The sequence below is a fragment of the Massilia sp. TWR1-2-2 genome (genome assembly GCF_049897565.1).
Classification (GTDB): Bacteria; Pseudomonadota; Gammaproteobacteria; order Burkholderiales; family Burkholderiaceae_D; genus JAFCUW01.
In genome coordinates this window covers 1-24,826 of the sequence record NZ_JAFCWM010000012.1, presented here as the reverse complement: position 1 = coordinate 24,826, position 24,826 = coordinate 1, and the positions used below count along the sequence as shown (strand labels likewise).

24 protein-coding genes are annotated in these 24,826 nt (G+C 66.1%); 8 read left to right on the top strand and 16 right to left on the bottom strand.

What is annotated here, in order from left to right; translation table 11 throughout:
• Window positions 1-137 precede the first annotated feature (137 nt).
• Complete coding sequence (locus ACP7DD_RS13005) at window positions 138-980, top strand: hypothetical protein (RefSeq protein WP_426175241.1); 843 nt, start codon at window positions 138-140, stop codon at window positions 978-980.
• Here the strand turns inward: ACP7DD_RS13005 and ACP7DD_RS13000 are convergent.
• Entirely contained in the window at window positions 977-1,783 is an 807-nt protein-coding gene (locus tag ACP7DD_RS13000; RefSeq protein ID WP_426175240.1) for a hypothetical protein, read from the bottom strand. The two genes, ACP7DD_RS13005 and ACP7DD_RS13000, sit on opposite strands and share 4 nt — an antisense overlap.
• A gap of 140 nt (window positions 1,784-1,923) precedes the next feature.
• On the opposite strand from ACP7DD_RS13000, the gene nadB reads away from it, so the two are divergent.
• From nadB to ACP7DD_RS12985, 3 genes are read left to right on the top strand one after another with little or no spacing between them, the layout of a single operon-like run.
• Window positions 1,924-3,540, top strand: coding sequence for an L-aspartate oxidase (gene nadB, locus ACP7DD_RS12995; RefSeq protein WP_426175239.1), 1,617 nt, complete (start codon window positions 1,924-1,926; stop codon window positions 3,538-3,540).
• 54 nt (window positions 3,541-3,594) lie between these two features.
• Window positions 3,595-4,491, top strand: coding sequence for a DMT family transporter (locus ACP7DD_RS12990; protein WP_426175238.1), 897 nt, complete (start codon window positions 3,595-3,597; stop codon window positions 4,489-4,491).
• Window positions 4,492-4,502: 11 nt separating this feature from the next.
• Entirely contained in the window at window positions 4,503-5,336 is an 834-nt protein-coding gene (locus tag ACP7DD_RS12985; protein ID WP_426175237.1) for an NAD-dependent protein deacetylase, read from the top strand.
• On the opposite strand, the gene nadC is transcribed toward ACP7DD_RS12985, so the two are convergent.
• The 9 genes from nadC to queE form a co-directional block, all read right to left on the bottom strand.
• On the bottom strand, window positions 5,333-6,199 hold the full coding sequence (nadC, locus tag ACP7DD_RS12980; RefSeq protein ID WP_426175382.1) for a carboxylating nicotinate-nucleotide diphosphorylase: 867 nt from the start codon (window positions 6,197-6,199) through the stop codon (window positions 5,333-5,335). The two genes, ACP7DD_RS12985 and nadC, sit on opposite strands and share 4 nt — an antisense overlap.
• Window positions 6,199-7,347, bottom strand: a complete 1,149-nt coding sequence (gene nadA / locus ACP7DD_RS12975) for a quinolinate synthase NadA (RefSeq protein ID WP_426175236.1) — start codon at window positions 7,345-7,347, stop codon at window positions 6,199-6,201. Before nadA ends, nadC begins: the two co-directional genes overlap by 1 nt.
• A gap of 20 nt (window positions 7,348-7,367) precedes the next feature.
• Entirely contained in the window at window positions 7,368-8,966 is a 1,599-nt protein-coding gene (locus ACP7DD_RS12970) for an ABC-F family ATPase (RefSeq protein WP_426175235.1), read from the bottom strand.
• 148 nt (window positions 8,967-9,114) lie between these two features.
• The gene (locus ACP7DD_RS12965; RefSeq protein WP_426175234.1) at window positions 9,115-10,392 is read right to left on the bottom strand and encodes an NAD(P)/FAD-dependent oxidoreductase; all 1,278 of its coding nucleotides are present in this window, start codon (window positions 10,390-10,392) and stop codon (window positions 9,115-9,117) included.
• The gene (locus ACP7DD_RS12960; protein ID WP_426175233.1) at window positions 10,385-11,299 is read right to left on the bottom strand and encodes an LD-carboxypeptidase; all 915 of its coding nucleotides are present in this window, start codon (window positions 11,297-11,299) and stop codon (window positions 10,385-10,387) included. The genes ACP7DD_RS12965 and ACP7DD_RS12960 overlap by 8 nt, the downstream gene beginning before the upstream one ends.
• The gene (locus ACP7DD_RS12955; protein WP_426175232.1) at window positions 11,299-12,225 is read right to left on the bottom strand and encodes an alpha/beta fold hydrolase; all 927 of its coding nucleotides are present in this window, start codon (window positions 12,223-12,225) and stop codon (window positions 11,299-11,301) included. The genes ACP7DD_RS12960 and ACP7DD_RS12955 overlap by 1 nt, the downstream gene beginning before the upstream one ends.
• Window positions 12,226-12,310: 85 nt before the next feature.
• Entirely contained in the window at window positions 12,311-12,796 is a 486-nt protein-coding gene (gene tadA, locus ACP7DD_RS12950) for a tRNA adenosine(34) deaminase TadA (RefSeq protein WP_426175231.1), read from the bottom strand.
• On the bottom strand, window positions 12,789-13,235 hold the full coding sequence (gene queD / locus ACP7DD_RS12945; protein WP_426175230.1) for a 6-carboxytetrahydropterin synthase QueD: 447 nt from the start codon (window positions 13,233-13,235) through the stop codon (window positions 12,789-12,791). The genes tadA and queD overlap by 8 nt, the downstream gene beginning before the upstream one ends.
• 15 nt (window positions 13,236-13,250) lie before the next feature.
• Entirely contained in the window at window positions 13,251-13,886 is a 636-nt protein-coding gene (queE, locus tag ACP7DD_RS12940) for a 7-carboxy-7-deazaguanine synthase (RefSeq protein ID WP_426175229.1), read from the bottom strand.
• A gap of 162 nt (window positions 13,887-14,048) precedes the next feature.
• On the opposite strand from queE, the gene ACP7DD_RS12935 reads away from it, so the two are divergent.
• Window positions 14,049-14,984: a sensor histidine kinase gene (locus ACP7DD_RS12935; protein WP_426175228.1), complete on the top strand. Its 936-nt coding sequence runs from the start codon at window positions 14,049-14,051 to the stop codon at window positions 14,982-14,984.
• Between the two features lie 111 nt (window positions 14,985-15,095).
• Window positions 15,096-16,088 carry a diguanylate cyclase gene (locus ACP7DD_RS12930; protein ID WP_426175227.1) on the top strand — a complete coding sequence of 331 codons (993 nt, stop codon included), beginning with the start codon at window positions 15,096-15,098 and terminating at the stop codon, window positions 16,086-16,088.
• A 46-nt stretch (window positions 16,089-16,134) separates the two neighbouring features.
• Here the strand turns inward: ACP7DD_RS12930 and ACP7DD_RS12925 are convergent, their stop codons facing one another.
• On the bottom strand, window positions 16,135-17,022 hold the full coding sequence (locus ACP7DD_RS12925; RefSeq protein WP_426175226.1) for a hypothetical protein: 888 nt from the start codon (window positions 17,020-17,022) through the stop codon (window positions 16,135-16,137).
• 204 nt (window positions 17,023-17,226) lie between these two features.
• Here ACP7DD_RS12925 and ACP7DD_RS12920 point away from each other — a divergent pair, with 204 nt between their 5' ends.
• The gene (locus ACP7DD_RS12920) at window positions 17,227-19,041 is read left to right on the top strand and encodes a PHA/PHB synthase family protein (protein ID WP_426175225.1); all 1,815 of its coding nucleotides are present in this window, start codon (window positions 17,227-17,229) and stop codon (window positions 19,039-19,041) included.
• 23 nt (window positions 19,042-19,064) lie between these two features.
• Here ACP7DD_RS12920 and ACP7DD_RS12915 read toward each other — a convergent pair whose 3' ends face one another.
• The 5 genes from ACP7DD_RS12915 to ACP7DD_RS12895 all read right to left on the bottom strand — a co-directional run bounded on the left by ACP7DD_RS12915 (window position 19,065) and on the right by ACP7DD_RS12895 (window position 24,060).
• Window positions 19,065-20,162 carry an acyl-CoA dehydrogenase gene (locus tag ACP7DD_RS12915; RefSeq protein ID WP_426175224.1) on the bottom strand — a complete coding sequence of 366 codons (1,098 nt, stop codon included), beginning with the start codon at window positions 20,160-20,162 and terminating at the stop codon, window positions 19,065-19,067.
• Window positions 20,163-20,185: 23 nt separating this feature from the next.
• Window positions 20,186-21,025 (bottom strand): alpha/beta hydrolase family esterase, encoded by an 840-nt coding sequence (locus tag ACP7DD_RS12910; RefSeq protein WP_426175223.1) that lies wholly within the window; start codon window positions 21,023-21,025, stop codon window positions 20,186-20,188.
• Between the two features lie 196 nt (window positions 21,026-21,221).
• Window positions 21,222-22,412 (bottom strand): sensor histidine kinase, encoded by a 1,191-nt coding sequence (locus tag ACP7DD_RS12905; RefSeq protein ID WP_426175222.1) that lies wholly within the window; start codon window positions 22,410-22,412, stop codon window positions 21,222-21,224.
• The gene (locus ACP7DD_RS12900; RefSeq protein WP_426175221.1) at window positions 22,405-23,088 is read right to left on the bottom strand and encodes a response regulator transcription factor; all 684 of its coding nucleotides are present in this window, start codon (window positions 23,086-23,088) and stop codon (window positions 22,405-22,407) included. The genes ACP7DD_RS12905 and ACP7DD_RS12900 overlap by 8 nt, the downstream gene beginning before the upstream one ends.
• 18 nt (window positions 23,089-23,106) lie before the next feature.
• Complete coding sequence (locus ACP7DD_RS12895; protein ID WP_426175220.1) at window positions 23,107-24,060, bottom strand: helix-turn-helix transcriptional regulator; 954 nt, start codon at window positions 24,058-24,060, stop codon at window positions 23,107-23,109.
• Between the two features lie 89 nt (window positions 24,061-24,149).
• Between ACP7DD_RS12895 and ACP7DD_RS12890 the strand changes: the two genes are divergently transcribed.
• Window positions 24,150-24,716: a LysE family translocator gene (locus ACP7DD_RS12890; protein ID WP_426175219.1), complete on the top strand. Its 567-nt coding sequence runs from the start codon at window positions 24,150-24,152 to the stop codon at window positions 24,714-24,716.
• The last annotated feature ends 110 nt before the right edge of the window (window positions 24,717-24,826 follow it).

Below are 24,826 nucleotides of genomic sequence, written 5' to 3'. Positions count from 1 at the left end.
GCAGCCTTAGTCCACCAAACCCCCAACAGGTTCACCCCAACGCGTTGACGCCCCTCATTGGTGAAAAGGTCACCGGGCAGATACTGGGTTAGGCGGGGCACCCTCACCGGTCCGCGCCCACCTGAGCTGGAGGAAACGTGACCTTACAAGGCGATGATCTTCATCCCCGTCCGTCGGACCAGGACAGCTTCATCGAAAGCCTCAGCCTGTTTACCCAGCAGCACCGGGCCGGTTACTGGTCGGGCCCATTTTCCGCATTCATGCACGAGGTTCTCGCACCGGCGCCCGAACGGGTCGCGCGCAGTTCCCACCAATACATCTGGGACATGATCCGCACCAGCTTCGTCAACGATGCCGACGGTAAAGACCACTGCAAGCTGTTCGAGGACGAGCTGTTCGGCATCGACGAAGCGATCGACCGGGTGATCGACTACTTCAAGGCCGCGGCCGCCGGCTCGGAAGTGGGCCGGCGCCTGCTGCTGCTGCTCGGTCCGCCGTCCGGCGGCAAGTCCACCCTCGTCATCCTGCTCAAGCGCGGGCTGGAAGAATACAGCTACACCGAAGAAGGCGCGCAGTACGCGATCGCCGGATGCCCGGTGCACGAGTCGCCGCTGCACCTGGTACCGCACAGCATGCGCGCCAGCTGCCGCAACACCTACGGCATCGACATCGCCGGCGAACTGTGCCCGCATTGCCGTGCCCGCCTGGAAGACCAGTTCAGCGGCGACTTCATGCAAATGCCGGTCGAACGCTTCTTCATCTCGGAAGCCGGCCGCAGCGGCATCGGCACCTATGCGCCGCACGACCCCACCACGGCCGACCTGGCCGACCTGGTCGGATCGGTCGACCTGTCCAAGGTGGCCGAGTACGGCGACGAAGGCGATCCGCGCGCATGGTCCTGGTCAGGCGCCGTATATGCGGCCAGCCGCGGCGTGCTCGAAATGATCGAGATCCTCAAGGTCAAGCGCGAATTTCTCTAGCTTGGCTGCAGCGAGTCGATGCGGATCTGGCACGCCTCGCGCTCGAAAAAGGTGGCCGCGTCGATCACCTTGACCCCGCCGAGCGCGCAGGCGAGCAGCTGGCGGATCGGGAAGGCGCTGCCGCGCCGGTTGGTGACGGTGACGACAATCTCGCTCGCCTCGTAGCGGCGCGCCATTTCCAGCAGCGAGTCGCCCATCGGCAGCAGGCTCGCTTCGCCGATGCAGTTCGGCTCTCCCGGCACGGGCACGCAGCCGACCACGTTAAACTGGTGAAAGCCGAATTTGCTGGCCGCCAGCTCCATGCACTCGCGCGCCAGCGGGCCACTGCCGACAAACATCAGGCGCGCCTCCAGCAGCGCCGACTCGGCCGACTTGAACACCACCAGCCGGGTGAGCAGCACGCCGCTGGCGCCGAGCGCGAAGATCACGCTGCTGATGCCGCGCCCGAAGTAGATCTCGGGACGCACCGCGATCAGCGCCGACAGCAGCGCGAAGCCGAGCGCGAACGACGGCATGATGCGGATCAAGGTGGTGCGGATGCCTTCGCGCGCGCTGTGCTGGTACATGCCCAGGGCGCTCATGCTGAAGATGATCACCAGCGCGAACGTCAGCGACGACAGGTACAGGTTATCGGCGCGGAACTGGTCGCGCACGTCGGAAAACCACAGCGCCAACGCCAGGCTGGCCGACGCCAGCAGCATTGCCAGTTCGAGCACCAGCAATATGAACGCCATCTTGGAAACGTAGTGATTAAAGATCCGTATCACGGCTCCTCCCGGCACGTAGCGGCCGCGCGTGAGCATGCTGCCGCCCCTACGATGATGGCGCAGTATTGCTCAAGAGGCATTGATTCGGGACAAGCAAGCCCGTTGGAAACGACCGTCCGGCACGGCTCCGGCAAATCGTCTATAGTGATGCTCTGTACACATCACCGCGAATTCCCATGAAATTTGACGTCGCTATTGTCGGCAGCGGACTGGCCGGCCTGTCGGTCGCCCTGCATTTGGCGCAGACGCGCACGGTTGCCATCATCTCCAAGCGCGCGCTGCTCGACGGCGCCAGCAACTGGGCCCAGGGCGGCATCGCCGCCGTGCTCGACTCCGGCGACAGCCACGAAGAGCACATCAACGACACCCTCGTCGCCGGCGCCGGCCTGTGCGACGAGCCGGCCACCCGCTACATCGTCGAGCATGGCCGCGAAGCGATCGAATGGCTGATCGAACAAGGCGTGCCGTTCACCCGCGACGCCGCCGCCGAAATGGGTTTTCACCTGACGCGCGAAGGTGGCCACAGCCAGCGCCGTATCATCCATGCCGCCGACGCCACCGGCCACGCGGTGCAGCTCACGCTCGAACAGAAAGTGCGGGCGCACCCGAACATCACGCTGTTCGAGCAGCACTGCGCGATCGACGTCATCAGTTCCGACAAGATTGGCGCCCGCTCCGCGCACGCGCAAGCGGTCACGCCGCGCTGCCTTGGCCTGTACGTGCAGGATGAAAAAACCGGCAACGTACTGACGTTCGAGGCCGAGCACACGGTGCTGTGCACCGGCGGCGCCGGCAAGACCTACCTGTACACCACCAATCCCGACACCGCCACCGGCGACGGCATCGCGATGGCCTGGCGCGCGGGCTGCCGCGTGTCGAACATGGAGTTCATCCAGTTCCACCCCACCTGCCTGTACCACCCGTTCGCCAAGTCGTTCCTGATCACCGAAGCGATCCGCGGTGAAGGCGGGCGCCTGCTGCTGCCGCCGGAAGCCGGCGCCGCCGCCGGCACGCGCTTCATGCCGATGCACGACGAGCGCGGCGAACTGGCCCCGCGCGACGTCGTTGCCCGCGCCATCGACTTCGAAATGAAAAAGCGCGGCATCGACTACGTCAACCTCGACATCAGCCACCAGCCGCCCGAGTTCTTGAAGGAGCACTTCCCGACCATCTACGCGCGCTGCCTGGAGCTGGGCATCGACATCACGAAGCAGCCGATTCCGGTGGTGCCGGCCGTGCACTTCACGTGCGGGGGCATCGTCACCGACCTGGCCGGGCGCACCGATTTGCAGGGCCTGTACGCGGTCGGCGAAACCGCCTGCACCGGCCTGCACGGCGCCAACCGGCTGGCCAGCAATTCTCTGCTCGAGTGCCTGGTCATCGGCCGCGCCTGCGCGCAGTTCGTCGCCGCCCAGCCGAAGTTCGAGCTGCCGGCGCTGCCGCAATGGGACGAGAGCCGCGTCACCAACGCCGACGAGGAAGTGGTCATCTCGCACAACTGGGACGAGCTGCGCCGCTTCATGTGGAATTACGTCGGCATCGTGCGCACCACCAAGCGGCTCGAACGCGCGCAGCACCGCATCGTCATGCTGAAGGAAGAAATCGACGAGTACTACCGCAACTTCCGCATCACCCACGACCTGCTCGAACTGCGCAACCTGGTCGACGTCGCCGGCCTGATTGTGCAAAGCGCGCTGTCGCGCCAGGAAAGCCGCGGCCTGCACTTCAGCCGCGACTATCCTGCCACTTTGCCGAAGGCGCTGCCAAGCGTCCTGACGCCGCCGCGGCGCTGACCGCAAGCGCCATTACAATGACCCGCTGACGGCGGGTTTTTTCATTCCCAGCTCATGAACCGCAAACTGACCGCCTCCACCGCCCTCCTGCTGACGATTCCGCCGCTGCTGTGGGCTGGTAACGCCATCGTCGGCCGCCTGGTGCGCGACGCCGTGCCGCCGATGACCTTGAACCTGCTGCGCTGGGCCATCGCGGCGCTGATCCTGGTGCCGATCGGCCACGCGATCCTGCGCCCCGGCAGTGGTCTGTTGAAGGACTGGCGCCGCTACAGCATGCTCGGGCTGCTCAGCGTCGGCCTGTACAACTCGATGCAGTACCTGGCGCTGCAGACGTCGACGCCGATCAACGTCACGCTGGTCGCAGCCGGCATGCCGGTATGGATGCTGCTGGTCGGCGCGCTCTTCTTCGGCAAGCCGGTGCGCCGCAGCCAGCTGGTCGGCGCGGTGCTGTCGATCGCCGGCGTGCTGCTGGTGCTCTCGCGCGGCGAATGGCGCCAGCTGGCCGCGCTGCGGCTGGTGGCCGGCGACGTCTACATGATCCTGGCGACGATCTCTTGGTCGTTCTACAGCTGGCTGCTGATGCAGCCGAAGGACAATCCCGAGATCCGCCGCGACTGGGCCGCGTTCCTGCTCGGCCAGGTGGTGTATGGCATCATGTGGTCGGGCGTCCTGGCCGGTGTCGAGTGGTCCGTGCGCGATGTGCACATCGACTGGAGCTGGCCGGTGGCAGCCGCGCTGCTGTTCGTCGCGATCGGCCCGGCGGTGATCGCCATGGGCTGCTGGGGCGCCGGCGTGCAGCGTTCCGGGCCGACGGTGGCCGCCTTCTTCACCAACCTGACGCCGCTGTTCGCCGCGCTGATGTCGTCGGCCTTTCTCGGCGAGCTGCCGCACCTGTACCACATCGCCGCATTCGCGCTGATCGTCGGCGGCATCGCCTGGTCGTCGCGCTGACCGAGAGCGCCATGCAAGCCTCGCTCGACCAACTTGCCGGCTTCCTCGAGCATCATCGCCAGGTGATGGTGCTCACCGGCGCCGGCATCAGCACGGCCTCCGGCATCCCGGACTACCGCGGCCGCGACGGCGTGCGGCGCGGCCGCGCGCCGGTCCAAGGGCCGGAGTTTCGCAAGGCCGAGGTGGTGCGCAAACGCTACTGGGCGCGCAGCATGATCGGCTACCCGACCATGGCGCGCGCCGAGCCGAATGCGGCTCACCGCGCCATCACCCAGATGCAGGCTGACGCCATGCTCGGCGCGCTCGTCACCCAGAACGTCGACGGCCTGCACCAGCGCGCCGGCAGCGCCGACGTCCTCGAACTGCACGGAACGATCCACCATGTCGTCTGCCTCGATTGTCACGCCGGCTTTGCGCGCAGCTGCGTACAAGGCATGCTCGAAGAGCTGAACCCCGGCGTGACGGGAAGCGTGGCCGCGGCAGCGCCCGATGGCGACGCCCATCTCGAGCCGGCAGCGCTCGAGCACTTCCACGTCCCACAATGTGTCCACTGCGGCGGCACGCTCAAGCCCGATGTCGTCTTCTTCGGCGACGGCGTAGCGCCGGCCGTAACGCGCGCGGCGTTGGCACGCATCGAAGCAGCCGACGCCTTGCTGGTGGTCGGCTCGTCGCTGATGGTGTTTTCCGGGTTTCGGTTCTGCCGCATGGCGGCGGCAAGCGGCAAGCCGATCGCCGCCATCAACCTGGGCGTCACGCGCGCCGACGACCTGTTGACGCTGAAGTTCGACGCGTCGGCCGAACAGCTGCTGCCCGCATTGCACGGGCAGTTAAAGGGCCTGTACTAGTCGACGATGCGCAGCGAGTAGTCGGTCGCCTGCACATCCTTCGTCAGGCTGCCGATCGAGATGCGGTCGACGCCAGTGTCGGCGATCGCGCGCACGCTGTCGAAATTGACGCCGCCGGATGCTTCCAGCAGCGCGCGGCCGGCATTCAGCTCGACCGCCTCGCGCATCGCGTCGAGCTCGAAATTATCCAGCAATACCGACACGGCGCCATTCTCCAGCGCCTCGGCCAGCTGCGCCAGCGTTTCGACTTCGATCTGCACCGGCTTGCCGGAATTGAGTGCGGCCGCGGCAGCCAGCGCCTTGGCAACGCCACCGGCCGCGGCGATGTGGTTCTCCTTGATCAGGACGCCGTCGAACAGCGCCATGCGCTGGTTCTGGCCGCCGCCGACGCGCACCGCGTACTTCTGCGCCTGGCGCAGGCCCGGCAGCGTCTTGCGCGTGTCGAGGATGGCCGCCCTGGTGCCGGCCACCGCGTCGACGTAGCGGCGCGTGGCGCTGGCCACGCCCGACAGCAACTGCAGGAAGTTGAGCGCGGCGCGTTCGGCCGTCAGCAGCGAGCGTGGCTCCGCCTCGATGGTGCACACCACGCTACCGGCGCGCATCATGTCGCCTTCGGCGTACTGCCATTCGATCTCGGTATTCTGGTCGAGCGCCGTCATCACGCCCTCGAACCATGGCGCGCCGCACAGCACCGCGTCTTCGCGCACGATCACGCGCGCGCGCACGCGGATGTCGTCCGGCACCAGCTGGCCGGTCAGGTCGCCGCTGCCGATGTCTTCCAGCAGCGCTGCCAGCAGGTTCGATTCGAATGCCGACTGCAGCGCATCGTCGAACACCTTATACGGATTGCGCAAGTTACTCATCATGCCGGCCCAACTCCTGAAAACAGTGCTGCTTCTTTCGCCAGTTCGCCGGTAGGCATTGCCCTGGCCTTTTTCGCCGCCGCGAAGTCGAGCATGCGGTCGATCGAACGGACCGCCAGTTTGCCGATCTCAGGATCGACGAACACTTCGTTGTTGCCATTTTCGAGCACCGCGGCCAGGTTGCGCAGGCCGTTCATCGCCATCCACGGGCAGTGCGCGCAGCTCTTGCATGTGGCGCTGTTGCCGGCGGTCGGCGCTTCGATAAAGTGCTTGCCCGGCGCGGCGATGCGCATCTTGTGCAGGATGCCGTTGTCGGTGGCGACGATGAAGGTGGTCGCGTCCATCGTCTGCGCCGCGTTGATCAGCTGCGTGGTCGAGCCGACCACGTCGGCCAGCGCCACCACGTTGGCCGGCGACTCCGGATGGACCAGCACCTTCGCGTCCGGATAGTCGGCCTTGAGCAGATCGAGCTCGACGCCCTTGAACTCGTCGTGCACGAGGCAGGAGCCCTGCCACAGCAGCATGTCGGCGCCGGTTTTCTGCTGGATGTAGCCGCCCAGGTGGCGGTCCGGCGCCCACAGGATCTTTTTGCCCTGCGCGTGCAGGTGGGCGACGATATCGAGGCCGATCGACGACGTCACCATCCAGTCGGCGCGCGCCTTCACCGCCGCGCTGGTGTTGGCATACACCACCACCGTGCGGTCGGGGTGGGCGTCGCAGAACGCGGCGAATTCGTCGGCCGGGCAGCCCAGGTCGAGCGAACAGGTCGCGTCCAGGTCGGGCATCAGGATGCGCTTTTCCGGACTGAGGATTTTGGCCGTCTCGCCCATGAAGCGCACGCCGGCCACCACCAGCGTCTTGGCCGGGTGGTCACGGCCGAAGCGCGCCATCTCCAGCGAATCGGAGACGCAGCCGCCGGTTTCCTCGGCCAGGTCCTGCAGGTCGGCGTCGACGTAGTAGTGGGCGACCAGCACCGCTTCGCGCTCCTTGAGCAGACGGCGGATCTTGTCTTTCAGTTCGCTGCGTTGGTCGGCGCTCGGCGTCTCCGGCGCGCGCGCCCACGCCTGCGCGGTGCATGAGAGGCCGGCTTGCAAGCCCGCTTGCGGATGGTCGTATTCGACGGACTTGATCGGCATGATGCTCTGCATTGCTATATCTCCCGTCGGAATTAATCGATGCCCTGGCTCTTCAGATAATCCTCGTAGCCGCCCTGGTAGTCGACGATGCCGTCTTCCTTGATCTCCAGGATGCGCGTGGCCAGCGAGGAAACGAACTCGCGGTCGTGCGACACGAAAATCAGGGTGCCGGTGTATTTTTCAAGTGCAATGTTGAGCGACTCGATCGATTCCATGTCCATGTGATTGGTCGGCTCGTCCATCAGCATCACGTTGTGGCGGCCAAGCATCAGCTTGCCGTACATCATGCGGCCCTTCTCGCCGCCGGACAGCACCTTGACCGACTTGCGCACGTCGTCGCCGCCAAACAGCAGCCGGCCAAGGATCGAACGGACCGCCTGGTCGTCGTCGCCTTCCTTGGTCCACTGGCCGATCCAGTCGGTCAGCACGGCGTCGGTCGGAAATTCCTCGGTCGGATCCTGCGGCATGTAGCCGACGTTGGCGTTCTCGGCCCACTTGACGCGGCCGGTGTCCGGCTGCAGGCCGCACAGGTCGCCGCCGATGGCGCGCAGCAAGGTGGTCTTGCCGGCGCCGTTGGCGCCGATGATGGCGACGCGCTCGCCCGCTTCAACCATGATGCTGAAGTTCTTGAACAGCTGGTGGTCGTACTTTTTCGAGATGCCTTCCACTTCCACCGCCAGGCGGTGCAGTTTCTTCTCGGCTTCGAAGCGCACGAACGGGTAGGCGCGCGACGACGGCTTGATGTCGTCGACCTTGATTTTCTCGATCTGCTTGGCGCGCGACGTTGCCTGGCGCGCTTTCGACTTGTTGGCGGCGAAGCGGCGCACGAAGTCCTGCAGCTCGGCGACCTTGTCCTTGGCCTTGGCGTTGTTGGCCAGTTGCTGGTTGCGCGCCTGGGTCGAGGCGAACATGTACTCGTCGTAATTGCCCGGATACACCTTCAGGGTGCCGTAATCCATGTCGGCGACGTGGGTGCAGACCTGGTTGAGGAAGTGGCGATCGTGCGAGATGATGATCATCGTCGAGTTACGGTCGTTGAGCACGTCTTCGAGCCAGCGGATCGTGTTGATGTCGAGGTTGTTGGTCGGCTCGTCGAGCAGCAGGATGTCCGGATTCGAAAACAGCGCCTGCGCCAGCAGCACGCGCAGCTTCCAGCCGGGCGCTACCGAGCTCATCGGGCCCTGGTGCTGGTCGATCGACACGCCGGCGCCGAGCAGCAGTTCGCCGGCGCGCGCTTCGGCCGAGTAGCCATCGTATTCGGCAACCTTGCTCTCGAGTTCGGCCGCGTGCATGTAGTCGTCGTCGGTCGCTTCCGGGTTGGCGTAGATCGCATCGCGTTCCGAGATGGCGTTCCACAGCTCGGTATGGCCCATCATGACGACGTCGAGCACGCGCATGTCTTCGAAGGCGAACTGGTCCTGGCGCAGCTTGCCGAGGCGCTCGTTAGGATCGAGCATGACGGTGCCGGCGGACGGCTCGAGGTCGCCGCCGAGGATTTTCATGAACGTCGACTTGCCGCAACCGTTCGCGCCGATCAGGCCATAGCGGTTGCCGTCCCCGAACTTGACGGAGATATTTTCGAACAGCGGCTTGGCGCCGAATTGCATGGTGATATTTGCGGTAGATAGCACTGGATAAAGCCTTTAAGCGAAGATTTCTATTAACCGGTTATCTTACCATTTTGCGCGCTACTTCTGCGGCCGGCGCCGATTTTCGGGTGTCAGGTCTGACATTCGGACAAAATGTCCGAATGTCAGACCTGACACCCGCGTTTGTACGCTATTCACGCAGGCGGTCGCGCAGCTCGTGGTACCAGTAGGTCAGCTGCGCGGCGAACAGGCCGGCCGGACCGCCCGTCGGCGGCAGCTTCCACGGTGCGAACCTGGCCAGATCGGCGCCATCGCCGCACAAGGCCGCCGCCAGCACTTCGCCGGCCAAGGTGGTCGGCGCCACGCCGCGGCCACCGAAGCCCATGCCGTACCACTGGCCGTCGGGCAGGCGGCCAAGTTGCGGCATCTTGTGGCGCCCGTAGCTCATCTTCCCGCTCCAGGCATAGTCGACTTTTACGCCGGCCAGTTGCGGGTAGACGCGCAGCATGTCGGCATACAGCAGCCGCGCGACATCGGCGCTCGCGCGTTCGCGCACGGCAATGCGCCCGCCCCACAGCAGGCGCGTGTCGGCCAGCGGGCGGTAGTAGTCGAAGGCGAAACGGGTGTCGTAGACGGCGGCGCCGGTGCGCAGCGCCGTCTGCATGCGCTCGCCAAGCGGCTCGGTGGCCATCACGTAGGTAGCGATCGGCAGCATGGCGCCGGCAAGCCGGGGCGACAGGCGCTCGAGGTAGCCGCCGCAGCAGATGACGACGTCGCGCGCGCGCACCTCGCCGGCCGCCGTGCGCACGCGCCAGAGCGCGCCGTCGCGCACAATGCCGGTGGCGCGGCTTTGCTCGTGGAGTCGGATGCCGCCGCCGGCCAGCGCGCGCGCCAGCCCGCGGGCGTACTTGAGGGGATGAAAGTGAAAGGCGCCAGGCTCGAACAGCGCGCCCGAATAACGCTCGGTCAGCAGACGGCCGGCAAGGTCGGTGCGGCCGATGCGCTGCCACTCGACGCCGAGACTGTCGGCCAACAGGCGCTGCTGCGCGTCGAGGATGCGCTCATCGCCGAACCAGTTGGCCAGGTAGACGCCCTCCTCGCGCAGCTCGCAGTCGATGTCGTATTGACGGATGCGGCGGCGGATGGTCGCGACGGCGTCGAGCGTCAGCGCGTACAGCTTGCGGGCGTTGTCCTGGCCGACCGCGCCGACCAGGCCGCGTTCGCCGAGCGAGAAACCGCCAAACACGAAGCCGCCGTTGCGCCCGGAGGCGCCGTAGCCGACCGTGTCGGCCTCCAGCACCACGACGTCGCGCTGGCCGCGTTCCATCAGCGACATTGCCGTCGCCAGGCCGGCAAAGCCGCCGCCGATGATGCAGATCGCATAGTCGGCCTTGCCATCGATTGCTGGGTAGTCGGCCGCAGCCGCTGTCGCCCGGTAGTAATGCTGACCGGGCGGTGGCTCAGGCATCGCCCGGCGTGGGGTAGCCGCTCATCGTCAGGCGAAATCGTTCGCTGTCCGCTACCAGCGTCGCGTCGGCGCCGAACGGAATCGTCACGCGCTTGTCGATATGGCCGAACTGCAGCCCCGTCAGCACCGGCAGCGGCAAGGTCGCGCGCAAGTAGGCGAGCATGCCATCGAAGTCGTAGCCGCGATCGGCCGGGCCGAGCCGGTAGCCGGAAAAGTCGCCCAGCACCAGCGCCTGCTGCCGGCCGAGAACGCCTGCCTGCATCAGTTGCAGCAGCATGCGCTCGACCCGGTACGGGTGCTCGCCGATGTCTTCGAGGAACAAGATGCCGCCGTCGATCTGCGGAAAGTAGTCAGTGCCAAGCAGCGACACCAGCATCGCCAGGTTGCCACCCCAGATCTTGCCTGCCACATTGACGCTCGGGTTGCCGGCCGCGATTTCGGTGATCGCGTGGGTCGGTCCGGCCAGGCATCGCCAAAAATTGTCGAGCGTGAAATCGACCGGCTCGGCGGCGCAAAAGTCGCCGACAAACATCGGCCCGGCGTAGCTGAGGGCGCCCGTCTTCTTGTACAGCGCCATGTGGAAGGCAGTCATGTCGGAGAAGCCGACGAAGATCTTGCCGCTGGCGGCCACCGCGTCGAAATCGATGCGCGGCAGCAAACGCGTCACGCCGTACTGGCCGCGCAGCGCCACCACTACCTGGACATCGGGGTCGGCCACCGCCGCCTCGAGCTGCGCCAGGCGGCCGTCGTCGCTGGCGCCGAAGCGCTGGAACGCCTGCGCCGGATCGTAATAGTTGTGGACGACGCAGCCGCGCCGTTCCAGCAGCGCGATGCCGCGCGGGATGACGCTATCGTCGGCCGGACGGCCGGCGAACGCGATGATGGCAATGCCAGGTGGTGTTGTCATTATTGTTTTTCGAAGCGGCGTGGAAGGTTGTCTGGCGCCATCTTACCGCGCGCATGCTGGTCGATCAAGGCGAGCAACCTTTCAATCAGTTGCGGCGGCAAGTCGTGTCCCATTCCTTCGATCACCTCGAGCCGGGCGCCAGGCGCCAGGCGCGCCGTGTCGACACCGCACGCCAGCGGCACCAGCGGATCGGCGGCGCCATGGATCACCAGGGTTGGCCGCTCGATCTGCTTCAGCAGCGCGACCCGGTCGCCGGAAGCGATGATCGCCAGCATCTGGCGGGCCAGGCCGGCGGGACAGACGTTGCGCCGCATCGCTGCCGCCACCCGCTGGCACAATAGTCTGTCGGGCGTCGGGTAGGCCGGGCTGCCGATGGCGCGGAAAATGGCGGTGCCATGGGCGACCAGTTGCTCCGGGTCGCTGGTGTCGGGCGGGCGCCGCGTCAGCGCCGCGCGCGCCGCCGGCGTAGGACCGGGCAAGCCGCGCCTGCCGCTGGTCGACATCATGGACGTGAGCGTCAGCACGCGCTCGGGGTGGCGCGCGGTCAGCACCTGGCCGATCATGCCGCCCATCGACACGCCGACCACATGGACCCTTGCGACACCAAGTGCATTGAGCACGCCGAGCGCGTCGGCGGCCATGTCGTCGATGCGGTACGGGCTGTGTACCGGCAGCCGCAGCCGCGACAACAGCCACGCCAGCGCCAGCCTGGGCGTGCCGGCCGTATCGAATTTGGTGGACAGCCCGCAGTCGCGGTTATCGAAACGGATGACGTAATACCCGAGCTCGACCAGGCCATCGACGAAGTCGTCCGGCCAGGCGGTCAGTTGCATGCCGACACCCATCACGAGCAGCAGCGGCATCCCTTTGGGATCGCCGGCAGTTTCGTAGGCAATGCTGATGCCGTTTGCAGTGAGGTTGGGCATGATGGAACGCTGGTTCTCCTGCGTCCAGCATACCATTGTTGATCCGCTGGATGCACCCGCGCACGCGCCAGCGGACCAGCCGGGTCTACTCGGGCGTGCCCAGCGGGACCGGCGAGCGCGCCAGCGCGCGCCGTTCGGCAAAGAAGCCGCGCAGCATCGCGCTCGCTTCATCGGCCAGCACGCCGCCCACCAGCTCGGTGTGGTGGTTCAGCTGCTCGTGGCCGAACAAGTTGAGCACCGAGCCGCACGCGCCGGTCTTCGGGTCGGCGGCGCCGTACACCACGCGCGCCAGGCGCGCATGCATGATGGCGCCGGAACACATCGCGCACGGCTCGAGCGTGACGAACAATTCGCAGCCTGGCAGCCGGTAGTTGCCGAGCTTTTCGGCGGCCGCGCGCAAGGCGACGATCTCGGCGTGCGCGGTCGGATCGTGGCGCCCGATCGGCTGGTTGTAGCCGACCGACACCAGTTCGCCATCCTTGACGACGACCGCGCCGACCGGCACTTCACCCAGGGCCCATGCATGTTGCGCCTGCGCCAGCGCGAGCTGCATGAAATCGGGATCAGGCATCGGTGATCTCGGCCCAGCAGTTCGGCGTTTCGTGCAGCACCAGTTTGTGCAGATGCAAGCCGGTGCCGAAGCGGTCCTGGAAGACCGCCTTCAGGATGTCGAACGCCACGCGCGCGAGGTTCTCGACGGTCGGGATGCGGTCGATGACGACCGTCTTGTGGCCGGGCAAGGTGGCGAGAAATTCGCGCACCGCATCGTCGCGCTCGTAGACGATGAAGGCGTGGTCCCAGACGTCGACCAGGTGTTCCTTGGCGAGCGACTTGATGTCGGAAAAATCCATGATCATGCCGTTGTCGGAGCTGCCTTCGACGTCGATGACGGCGCCGGTCAGCGTGATTTCCAGCGTGTAACGGTGGCCGTGCAGGTTGCGGCACTGGCTCTTGTGATCAGGAATCCGGTGTCCGGCGTCGAATTCGAGCTTGCGGGTAATGGTGAGCATTGCTTCTTGTATCTCTTAAGGTATCTGCAGCAGTTTGTGGGTTTGCAAGCTGAGCTTCCACTGCGGATGCAGCTTGCAGGTGTCGATCGCCAAGCGCGTGTTGTGCGCGGCCAGCGGGCCGTCCATCGGCTGCACGAAAAAATTGTCGAACGCGAGCTGCTCGTAGGCGCTCAGGTTCTGCCCCGATTGCGGAATCACGACCTTGATCTCATTGCCTTTCGTGACCACCAACGTCGAGCCCATCTTCGGGCTGACGCAGATCCAGTCGACCCCGGCCGGCACCGGCAAGGTGCCGTTCGTTTCGATGGCGATCTCGAAGCCGACCGCGTGCATCGCCGCGATCAGCGCGCCGTCGAGCTGCAGCAGCGGTTCGCCGCCGGTAAAGACGACGTACTTGCTGGCCGGGTAGGCGGGTGGCCACAGGCTGTCGATGTCGGCCGCCAGCAGCGCAGGATCGGGGAACTTGCCGCCGCGCTCGCCGTCGGTGCCGACGAAGTCAGTGTCGCAAAACGTGCAGACGGCGCTGGCGCGATCACTCTCGCGGCCGGTCCACAAATTACAGCCGGAGAAGCGGCAGAACACGGCAGGACGGCCGGCGTGGGCGCCCTCGCCCTGCAGCGTGTAGAAAATTTCTTTGATGCTGTATGTCACTGTAAGCCTCGATCGTCAACCGTCCATTATAACGCGCCGCCGCATGGCAGTCGCGCAAGCGGCATTCGGCAGCTTGCCAATACTGTTGAGTTTGGACAAGGCCCAAGTTCCTACAGCAATGTAACTTTACCCATACGACTCGACCAAAGCGTGAAGGATGTGATGAAGATTGCAACCCGCCACCTCACCGGCAGCGCCATCGCGCTGGCCGCCCTCGCCCTGGCCGCCGCCGCGGCGGTCGGCAAGTGGCCGCCGACGCAGCCGCTGGTGCCGCTCGCCGCGCTGTGGCTGGCGTTGCTGGGATGGGTTTTCCACGCCGCGCTGCGGCGCCACCTGCAATTTCACGATCAGCTCGCGTTTGTGCAATCTCAACTCGAACTCGAACGCCGCGCCCGCGCCCTCGCCGAGCAAACGCTGGAAGAAAACCACACTGCGCTGTGCCGCAAGATCCAGCAGCAGGACCAGGTGCGTGAAAGCGAGCGCAACCGCATCGCACGCGATATTCACGACGACCTCGGCCAGCATTTGATGGCGCTGAAGATCGAACTGTCGTTGATGCAGGGCAGCAGCCAGGGCATCCATCCGCCGATCCACCGCAAGATCGGCGCGCTGATCGACCAGCTCGGCCTGACGATCCAGTCGCTGCGCCGCATCATCAACGACCTGCGCCCGCTGGAGCTGGAAAACGGCCTGCGCGCGGCAATCGAGCGGCACCTGTCCGAATTTTCGCGCGTCAATGGGATTCGCCACGAGCTCGATGCCGACCCGGAAGCATGGAAAGGCAACGCCGACCACGCCATCGACGCGATGCTGTTTCGCATCTTGCAGGAGTCGCTGGCCAACGTGGTGCGCCACGCCGAGGCGACCGAAGTGAAGGTTGCGCTGACGCGCCGCGGCGACCTGCTGACCCTGGACGTGCGCGACAACGGCATCGGCATGGCCGGCCACCCCGCCACCCACGGCTGCGGCCTGGCCGGCATCGCCGACCGCGTGACCGCCGCCGGCGGCAAGTTCGTCATCGACAGCAAACCTGGCGCCGGCACGGCGCTGACACTGTCGATACCGCTGTTGCGCCCGACGGCAGTTCAATCAGGCTGATCGCACCAACTTTTGCTGCAAATCAAGCATTGGCAATCGCGCCGTAGCAAAATCGGACCTTGTCGGCAGTCAATCTTTTGCCCACAGGATAGTTTTTCTACAGGACCTTCGATGCACATGACAACAACAAGAGCGCAGCCGTTCGACATTGCCGCCCCCAGCCAGGACCGTGGCTTCGGCAACAAGCTGCTCGAAATGCTGGCCGTACCAGCGTTCGTGCTCGACACCAGCTGCAAAGTCATGCTCTGGAACCGCGCCTGCGAGCGCCTCACGGGGGTACCCAGCGGCGAAGTGCTCGGCACGTCCGAACACTGGCGCAGTTTCCACGACCAGCCCCGGCCCAGCCTCGCCGACCTGGTGATGCAGCAGCGCACCGATGAAATCCGCCTGATCTATCCGCGCCAGGCCAGGCCGCACGATGCCACCGCGCTGTGCGCCGAAAGCTGGTGCGAGATGCCGCGCGTGGGCGAACGGCGCTACCTGGCCGCCGACGCCAGCCCGATCCTCGATGACGGCGGCGCGCTGGTGGCGGTGGTGCAGACGCTGCGCGACCTGACGGACGAGAAGATGGCGCAGATCAAGCTGGAGCAACTGGCCACACGCGACGGCCTGACCGGCCTGGCCAACCGCCGCTGCTTCGACGAAACGCTGCACGCCGAATGGGCGCGCGCACTGCGCCAGAAGCAGCCGCTGTCGCTGCTGATGGTCGACGTCGACAACTTCAAGGCCTACAACGACACCAACGGCCACCTCGGCGGCGACGAATGCCTGAAGCGCATCGCCACCGCGGTGGCCAGCGAAATGCGCGCCAACGACCTGGTGGCCCGCTACGGCGGCGAGGAATTCGCCGTGATCCTGCCGAACGAATCGCTGAAAGGCGCCGCCATCGTCGCCGAACGGATCCGCTGCCGCGTCGAGCGGCTCAGAGTGGCCAACGCCGGCGGCGCTGACGGCCACGTCACCGTCAGCATCGGCGCGGCCACCGCGATCGCGTCGCACGATGCCACGCCCAGCCAGCTGGTCGGCATCGCCGACGCCGCCCTGTACCGCGCCAAGCACATGGGGCGCAACCGCATCAGCCTGCCCTTCGCCGAAGCGAGCTGACTGGGCTGCCGGCGCCAGCCGCCGGCAGCCGCTGTCGCGTCGCTGATCAGGACGCTATTTTCTCCCAGCCGTGGCGTACCGCTGCCTTCATCTCGTCCCAGGCCGAGTGGGGGTGACGGCTTTCCCAATCGCTGCGCAGCGCCGGCTCGGCGTCGCGCCACGGCCGGCCGCGATAGGTTTCGCCGGCCGCCATCTCGGAGCCGTAGCGGTAGGCCGGCTCGTAATCATCGAAGTCGGCGCCGGCGGCACTGGCGTCGTGGTGACTGCGGTAGTAGGCTTCAATTTCCTCGGCCGTTTGGGCTTCGGCGCCTTCCGATCGATCGGCCATGCGGTCGAACACGCGCACGCCGCGGCGCTGCACGGGCACAGGCGAGACGCCGGCGGCGCCTTCGAAAAATTGCTGCGATCGCTGCTCGGTAGCGCCGTGCAAGGATTCCCGCAGCCCCTGCACCGACCCCAATGCGCCTTGCGCCGAAGCCGGCCCGCCGACCACGCTTTGCTGCGACATGGATGCGCACTGCTGCTGCCCGTCCGTGCCCATCCGCATCGCTTCGCCGGCCGCCGCGCCGCCACTCCATGCCGCCGCTTGCTCGTCGATGTCGGCCGGGCCGAAACGTTCGACGATATCGGCCGCGCGCTCGACGTCAGCCTCGTTGGGCGCGCTCAAGCTCAGGACGTGGTGCCCGCGCGTGACTGCGTCGGAATACTTTTGCACGTAGTCGCTGTCGTCGGTACCGAACATACTGCCCAGGAAATTGCTGATGCTGTCGCCGATGCCTTCGCTGTGCGTTGAGCTTGCCTGTGCCGGCGCGCCGGTCGGGTCGGCCGCGCTCAGGCTCATCTGCTGCTGCGAAAAGCCGGCTGCCGCCAACGCATCGATGGCGGCCTGCGCCTCCCTGCGGTTAGCGAAGACTGCAATAAGTGTGCGTTGCATGATGGGTTCCTTGAAAATTGTTCCGAGCCACTCGTTACAAGCATTAGCGCCAATGGCTGCCGGCGCTTGGGAAAACACAGCCGCACCGACGATTCAGAGTACTCCAAAGCGCCGCCGACCTGCGCACCATTGACGGCGCTCAAGCTCGATTTTCGCCCCGGGCCGAAGCTGAGAAAAACGCGCCGACAGGCGCAGGGAAACGCCATGCCAGCGCAATCTCTATCACCGTATGCGATGTCGTATCTGGTCCCGCCCGAGCCAGTATCGCCGTTCGTGTACCAGCGGGAAAATCCGAACGCGCCGAGCGGCGACGAGAGCGAGCCGCCGGAACCGGCCGACCGCCTGCTCCACGCCATGATGGCCAATGCCACCGGTGGCGTGGCGCCAACTAGCCTGGCGCTGGCGGCAACCGACTGGCTGATGCACCTGGCGATGTCGCCGGCCAAGTGGCAGCAGCTGGTGCAAAAGGCATACCGAAAGAACTTGCGCTGGCTCGGCTATGCCAGCCAGGCCGGCTTCGGCGCGCCATGCCAGGCCTGCATCGAGCCGTTGGCGCAAGACCGGCGCTTCAGCAGCCCGGCGTGGCAGGTCTGGCCGTACAACCTGATGCAGCAAGCCTTCCTGCTGAACCAGCAATGGTGGCACAACGTCACCACCGGCGTCGACGGGGTCACCCGCCACCACGAACAAGTGGTCTCGTTCGCCGCCCGCCAGCTGCTCGACATGGCGTCGCCGCTGAACTTCGTCGCCACCAATCCGGACGTCAGCGCCGCGACATGGCGCGAAGGCGGCGCCAATTTCCTTCGCGGCGCGCTGAACTTTGCCGAAGACCTGCAGCGCGCCGCCACCGGGCAGCCGCCCGCCGGCGCCGAGCAGTTCCGGCCCGGCCACGAGGTCGCTGCCACGCCTGGCAGGGTGATCTTCCGCAACCACCTCATCGAAGTGATCCAGTACGACCCCGCCACTCCCACCGTCCACGCCGAGCCGATCCTGATCGTGCCGGCCTGGATCATGAAGTACTACATTCTCGACTTGTCGCCGCATAATTCGCTGGTGCGCCACCTGGTCGGGCGCGAGCATTCCGTGTTCATGATTTCGTGGCATAACCCCACTGTTGCCGACAGCGAACTTGGCATGGACGACTACGTGCGCGACGGCGTGATGGCGGCGATCGACGCCGTCTCCGAGCGCGTGCAGGGCCAGCGCATCAACGCCGTTGGCTATTGCCTCGGCGGCACCCTGCTGGCGATTACGGTAGCTGTGCTGGCCGACAGCGGACGCGAGCAGCTCAATTCGCTCACGCTGTTGGCGGCCCAGACCGACTTCTCCGAAGCTGGCGAACTGATGCTGTTCATCGACGAGGGCCAGATCGACTGGCTGGAAGACCTGATGTGGCAACAGGGCTACCTCGACAACCGGCAGATGGCGGGAGCGTTCAAGCTGCTGCGCTCGAACGACCTGGTATGGTCGGTCGCGGTCAACCAGTACCTGCTCGGACGGCGCGCGCCGATGACGGACCTGATGGCGTGGAACGCCGACGCCACCCGCATGCCGCGTCGCATGCACAGCGACTACCTGCGCCAGCTGTTCCTCGACAACGACCTGTTCTCCGGCCGCTACCGGTTCGACGGCAACCCGGTTGCGCTGTCGGACATCGGCAAGCCGCTGTTCGCCGTGGCGACGATGCGCGACCATGTGTCGCCCTGGCGCTCGGTGCACAAGATCCACCTGGTGCCCAACTGCGACATCACCTTCGTGCTCACCAGCGGTGGCCACAACGCCGGCATCGTCAGCGAGCCCGGCCACAAGGGCCGCAGCTACTACATCGCCAACCGCCCGCAGGGAACGCATTATCTCGACCCGGATTCCTGGTTGGCCGCGGCCGAACAGCGCGACGGTTCGTGGTGGCCGGCCTGGCTGACGTGGCTCGACCAGATGTCGGCCGCCGGCATGGTGAACGCGCGAGCGGTCGACGGCGGCGTCGGCGCCGCGCCAGGCCAATACGCGCTGGAGCGTTAGGTTAGATAAGCCTATGTCCGGGTCTACGGCAGCAGCAACGCGTGCTGGCTGGCCGTATGCAAGTCGCGCCAGACGCGATTGATCTCGCTATCTTCATGCGCCGCGCGCAAGCCGCAACACGGGTACAGCTCATCGACCGCCCGGCGCCCCGCCTCGACCAGTGCCAGCGAGGCGGCATGCAGCTCGGCGCAGTCCTGTTCCGGCAGCGTGGCGCCGTCGACGACCTGCCGCCAGGCGCGGTCGAGCAACTGGTAGAAGCGGCCGCGGGCGGCAGCCATGCTTTCGGTCGCGTCGGCCAGCCGGCGCGCCACCTCGGGCGACTCGGCCAGCGCCATCGCCGCCAGCGGATGCCGGCGCCCGGCAATGGCCTCGCTCGCCAGGCGCACGAAATGCGCCGCCATGCCGGCCACGTTGGCCGCCAGCGTCACGAATGCCAGGCTGAGAAACGGAAAACGGTACAGTGGGCCAGCCGCGGTCGCATGCGCGGGATCGATGACGAAGCCGTGATCCGCATGGACCCATCGGTTGTCGATGCGATAGGCGTGCGACGCGGTCGCGCGCATGCCGATGCTGCGCCAGGTCGGCAACAGCTCGACATCTTGCGCCGGCATGAGGAATGCGCGGATGCGCTGGGCGCCGGCATCATCGAGTAACGGCACGCCGTCCTCGCGCAGCACCGCATTGAGCGTGAAGTGCGTGGCCATCGGCGCGCCGCTGGCAAAGTCCCAGCGGCCGCTGATGCGAAAGCCGTCGCCATCGACATCGGCGAAACCGGTCGGCGCGCCGCTGCCGGCGACGCACACGCGCTTGGCGCCGACAATGGCGCGCGCCAGCGCCGGCGGCAGGAATCCGGCAAACCAGCCGGCGCCGGCGCACAGCGTGACGATCCAGCCCAAGCTGCCATCGACGCCGGCAATTTCTTCCTCGAGCCTGACGACTGCCGGCAGCGGCAGCTCGATTCCGCCGGCGGACTTCGGCGCCAGCATGCGCAGCCAGCCGCGACGGTGAATCAAGGCCTGCTGCACCGGATGCAGGAAGCGAGCGGCATCGGCGGCCGGCGCGTAACGAAGGATTCGGCTGAGATCGCGTTCGATGAGGGAGTGCTTGAATTGGTTTGACATTCAAGCATTTTCCCACGGGATCTCTATTTGCGGTGCTTGGCGAGAAATTGCCAGATCACTTCGTTGCCATCGATGTCGCGGCTGGTCAGGCCGATCGGCAGGCCCACGTTGAACGAATCGGCGCCGGGCCACGTGTGGCCGCCTTTCCGGATCGTTATCAACGCGACGCTTTGGGCGCCGTTGCTTAGTTCCTGGTGCGACACGTCGGTGCCGTCGCCACCGTCCGGGTTGATCAGCCGTGGTGCCACCGCCGCGGCGGCGATGCCGTTTTGCTTGAGCCTGTAGCTGTAGGTCGCTTCGGCCGACAGGTAGCCGGAGCTCTTGCCACCGTAAGCGACGACCTTGTCCGCCGTTCCCTGGATCAGCATCATGCCGACCTTGCCTGGTTTTGTGTGGTGCTGCACCACCGGTTCGGGCATCGGCGCGCCGACCGCGGCGACGGCCGCGAACAGGTGCGGCAACTCGGCAGCGGCGCGCAGCGCAAAAAAGCCGCCGCGCGACAGGCCGGTGGCATACACCCGCTGGCTGTCGATCCGGAAGTCCTGCTTCAATTTGGCCAGCAGCGCTTCGGTGAATCCGATGTCGTCGGTGCCCTCGAGATACGACTGGCCGAAGCCGACATTCCAGTCCTGCTTGATGCCCGACGGGTAGACGACGATAAACTGGTGGCGCTCGGCCGCCTTGTTCATCTGCGTGTACAACATCTGTTCGGCCATCGTCATGCCGCCGCCGTGGAAGTTGAACACCACGGGATAGCGCTGCTCGGGATTGGCGGCGTACGACGCTGGCGTGTAGACGATGTACTTGCGCTTTTCTTCTTTGTGGACCTGGGTCTTTACCTGGGCGACGGCGGCAGTGGACACTGTCAGTAGGAGCAGCAGCTGGATCAGGAATTTGATGGTGCGTTCTCGTTGAAGGGGATGGAGAACGCAGATTAATGAAGCGCCGGTGAAATCGCGGTGAAATGCCTGCGGATTGTTGTCACAGTCTTGTACACGTCGTCTTGGCCACTGGCGAACCGGACTTCCGACGCGGGCGAAAACCCCTGCCATGCATGCGTTAGCACGGCACAATATCTACCCGGTACACACCTTCGCCCGGATGAAAGCTCACCTGCCATCCCATTGCGCCGGCAACCCGAACCCGCAGATTCTGCCCGTGCGCAAAACCCTGCATGCGCGCCGCCGCCATCACGGTATTGGAAATGCTGAGACACCCGTCAGCGAACACCAGGCGCAGATGCGACCCAGCCCCGCCATGAAACAACGCGTTGCTCAGGCAGTTGTTGATCAGCAGCGCCGCCAGTTGCGGATTGCCACGCACAGCCAATCGGTCGGGCAATTCGATCGCCAGTTCCCGGTCATCCCACCGGCCATCCTGCAGCAGCTTCAACATGCTTTGCGCGATGCAAATGCGCAGGTCCAGCGTCTCCGCAGGAATGTGCTCGGCGCGTGCCAGCGCGAACAACACTTCGATGGTGTCACGCACCTCATCCAGCCCGGCTTGCAGTTGAGCCACATCGAGCGGCCGGGAGCCGGCCAGCGCGAGCGTGTTATTCATCACCGTCAGCGGCGTGCGCAGTTCATGGCTGACATCGCGTGTGAACGCATGTTCGCGCCGCAACGCATCCTGCAGCTGCCCGAAACTGCCGGCCAGCCGCTGCGCGAGAAAACCGATCTCATCTGGCCGGTGGCGCGCGCTGAAGTCGATCGCGCTGTCGAGCTTCACGGCGCGCGCTTCCTGCGCCAGCACTTGCAGCGGCAACACCAGGCGACGCGCCAGCAGGTAGGCCAGCAGCAACGCCAGGCCGAGCAGCGCGAGCGCGACCGCAATCAGCACGCCACCGACGTCGGCGACCAGTTGCGACACCACCAGCAGCGGCGCCGCATCGGCCAGCAGGTACAAGCGCACGCCGCCGGCAACGTCCAGCGCTCTCAGGTGGAAATGCTGTCCTGTCTGCGTAAACACCTCGGCCCGCCGGTCTGCCGGCGTGGCCGACTGTCGCACCACAGCCGGCAGCTCGCCGAAGCTGCGGTACACGCGGATCAGGTCGTTAGCCACCGGCCCGACCTTGCCGTGCTGGCGGAAATACGTCGCCGCCGCCACCGCCTCGCGCTCGAGCAGGCGGTCGACCACCGTGTCTTCGGTAACATAGGCGATCACGACCGCAAGCGCGGTGTAGCAGACGCAGATCAGCACCGTGAATCCGGCCAGCGCGGCGAACAGGCCCTGCCGGATCGTCTTAAACATCGAGGCGGTAGCCCAGTTGTTGTATCGTCGCCAGCATGTTGCGCCCGCTCGCCTGTTCAAGTTGCCGGCGCAGCGAGTAGACGTGCGACTTCAGCGCGTCGCTGTCGGGCGCCCTGGCGCCCCACACATGCTGGATCAGTTGCGTGCGCGACACCGCTTGCGGGTGCTGCTGGCACAGCAGCAACAATATCTTGACGCCGATCTGCGTCAGCGCCACCGGGGCGTCCTGGTACAACACCCGCATTTCCCTCGGCAACAGCGTCAGCGGTCCGAGCACCATTTGCTGATGCACATGCAGATGGCGACGCCGCGCCAGCGCTTCACAGCGCAGGGCCAGTGCGCGCAGGTCGAACGGCTTGGTCAGGTAGTCGTCGGCGCCTTCGCGGAAACCGCGCGCCTTGTCCTCGAACGCGTCGCGCGCCGTCAGCATCAGCACCGGCACGTTGCTCGGCGCCTTCGCCTTGATGTCGCGGCACACCTGCAAGCCGTCGATATCGGGCAAGTTCAAGTCCAGCAGCACGACGTCGTACGCTTCGCGGGTGGCCAGCTCGATCGCCAGCGCGCCGTTGCCGGCATGATCGACCTGCCAGCCCAGTCCGTCCAGGAACTCGGCCGCCTGGCGGGCAATGGCCGGATGGTCTTCGACCAGCAAGATGCTTAGCAAAGTTCGGTTCATGGACGCGATTCTAGCCGATCAGCCGAGCTGCGCCATCGCCGCCAGCCGGCCGGCCAGCGCGGCAACACTGGCGCGCAATGCGTCGGGCCCGACGATGCGGGCGTCGAACGACGCGGCGCACAGCTGTCGCGCAAACCAGTCGAGGTCGTCGGCCTGGCCGCGCAGGCGCACGCCATCGGCGGTCGGTTCGAAAAAGCCGGTTTCATTGAAGAAGTGCGCGCTGGCCGATTGCAGGTCGGTTTTCAGCATCACTTCGATCGCGTGCGCGCGCGCGATGCCGGCGATCGATTCGCGCAGATAAGCGAGCGCATCGAAACTGGCCGGGCGGGCAAATGTCAGCGGCCGCGGCGCGACGCTGGCGATGCGGCCGAGCCTGAACGAGCGCATGCCGCCACGCAGCCGGCACAGGCCGACCAGGTACCAGCAGCCGCCGCGCAACGCCAGGCCGTACGGATCGACTTCGCGTTCGCTGCGTGCGCCATCCTGGCCCCGGTAATGCAGCAATACCCGCTGCTGCGCCAGTGCCGCCGAACTGAGCGCGACCAGCGTCTTGTTGCCCGACGGCGCCGTCGACGGCCCCGAAAAATCGAGGCGAACCGTCTGGCTGACCGCCCGCACCCTGCGCTTGAGCTCGGCCGGCATGATCCGCTCCAGCTTGGCCTGCGCGCTTGCCGCCGCCGGTGCAGCTTCAGCCAGCGCCACGCGCGCGGCCAGCAGCCCGACCGACAGGGCCAGCGCCTCGTCGTCGGTAAACATCATCGGCGGCAGCTTGAAACCGGCCATCAGCGCGTCGCCGCCGTCGCGCCCGCGCTGGCTGGTGATCGGGATGCCGATCTCCTCTAACGTGACGATGTAGCGGCGCACCGTGCGCGTGTCGATGCCGAGCCGCGCCGCGATGTCGGCGCCGCTTAGCTGCGCACGGGTCTGCAGCAGTTCGAGCACTGCCAGCACGCGGGTGGTCGGATGGTACATGGGCGAAAGAAAACAGATTAATAGGGCCAATTCTGTCCTGATTGCAATTTATGCTGCGCTGGCATCCTCACCAACCCAGGAACCGAATCATGCTCAGCACCGCACACTTGTCGCTCTACGTCATCGTCGTCTTGGGCATCATCGCGCTGCCCGGCATGGACATGGCCTTCGTCATGGCCACCGCGCTGCTGGGAGGGCGGCGCGCCGGCATGGCCGCGGTGGCCGGCATCGTCGCCGGCGGGCTGTGCCACCTTGCGATGGCCGGGCTCGGAATCGTTGCGATCCTGCGCGGGTCGCCGGCGCTGTTCCAGATGATGCTGATCGGCGGCGCCGCCTACATCACGTGGATGGGCGCGGCGTTCCTGCGCAGCAGCGGCATCGCCCTGCCCTGCCACGCCGGCGCGCTGTCGTCGCCGCGCCAGGCATTTCGCCGCGCTATGGTGACGAGCCTGCTCAACCCGAAAGCCTACATTTTCATGTTCGCCATCTTCCCGCAATTCTTGCAGCCCTCGCTCGGCCCGCTGTGGATCCAGGCCGGCATGCTCGGCGCGATCACGTCGCTGACCCAGGCCGGCGTGTATGGCGCCCTGGCGCTGGCCGCGGCCGCGTCGAGCCGCTGGCTTGCCGGCCACCCCGGCGCCAGCCTGCTAGCCTGAATGTTTCACAAACTGCCACAGCGGCCTCCGGGTTGCCGACACTGGACTTGTTTGGCTGTAATCGGAATGTCGCGGGCGATGTCGCCCCTACCCAATTGAACGGGACATCA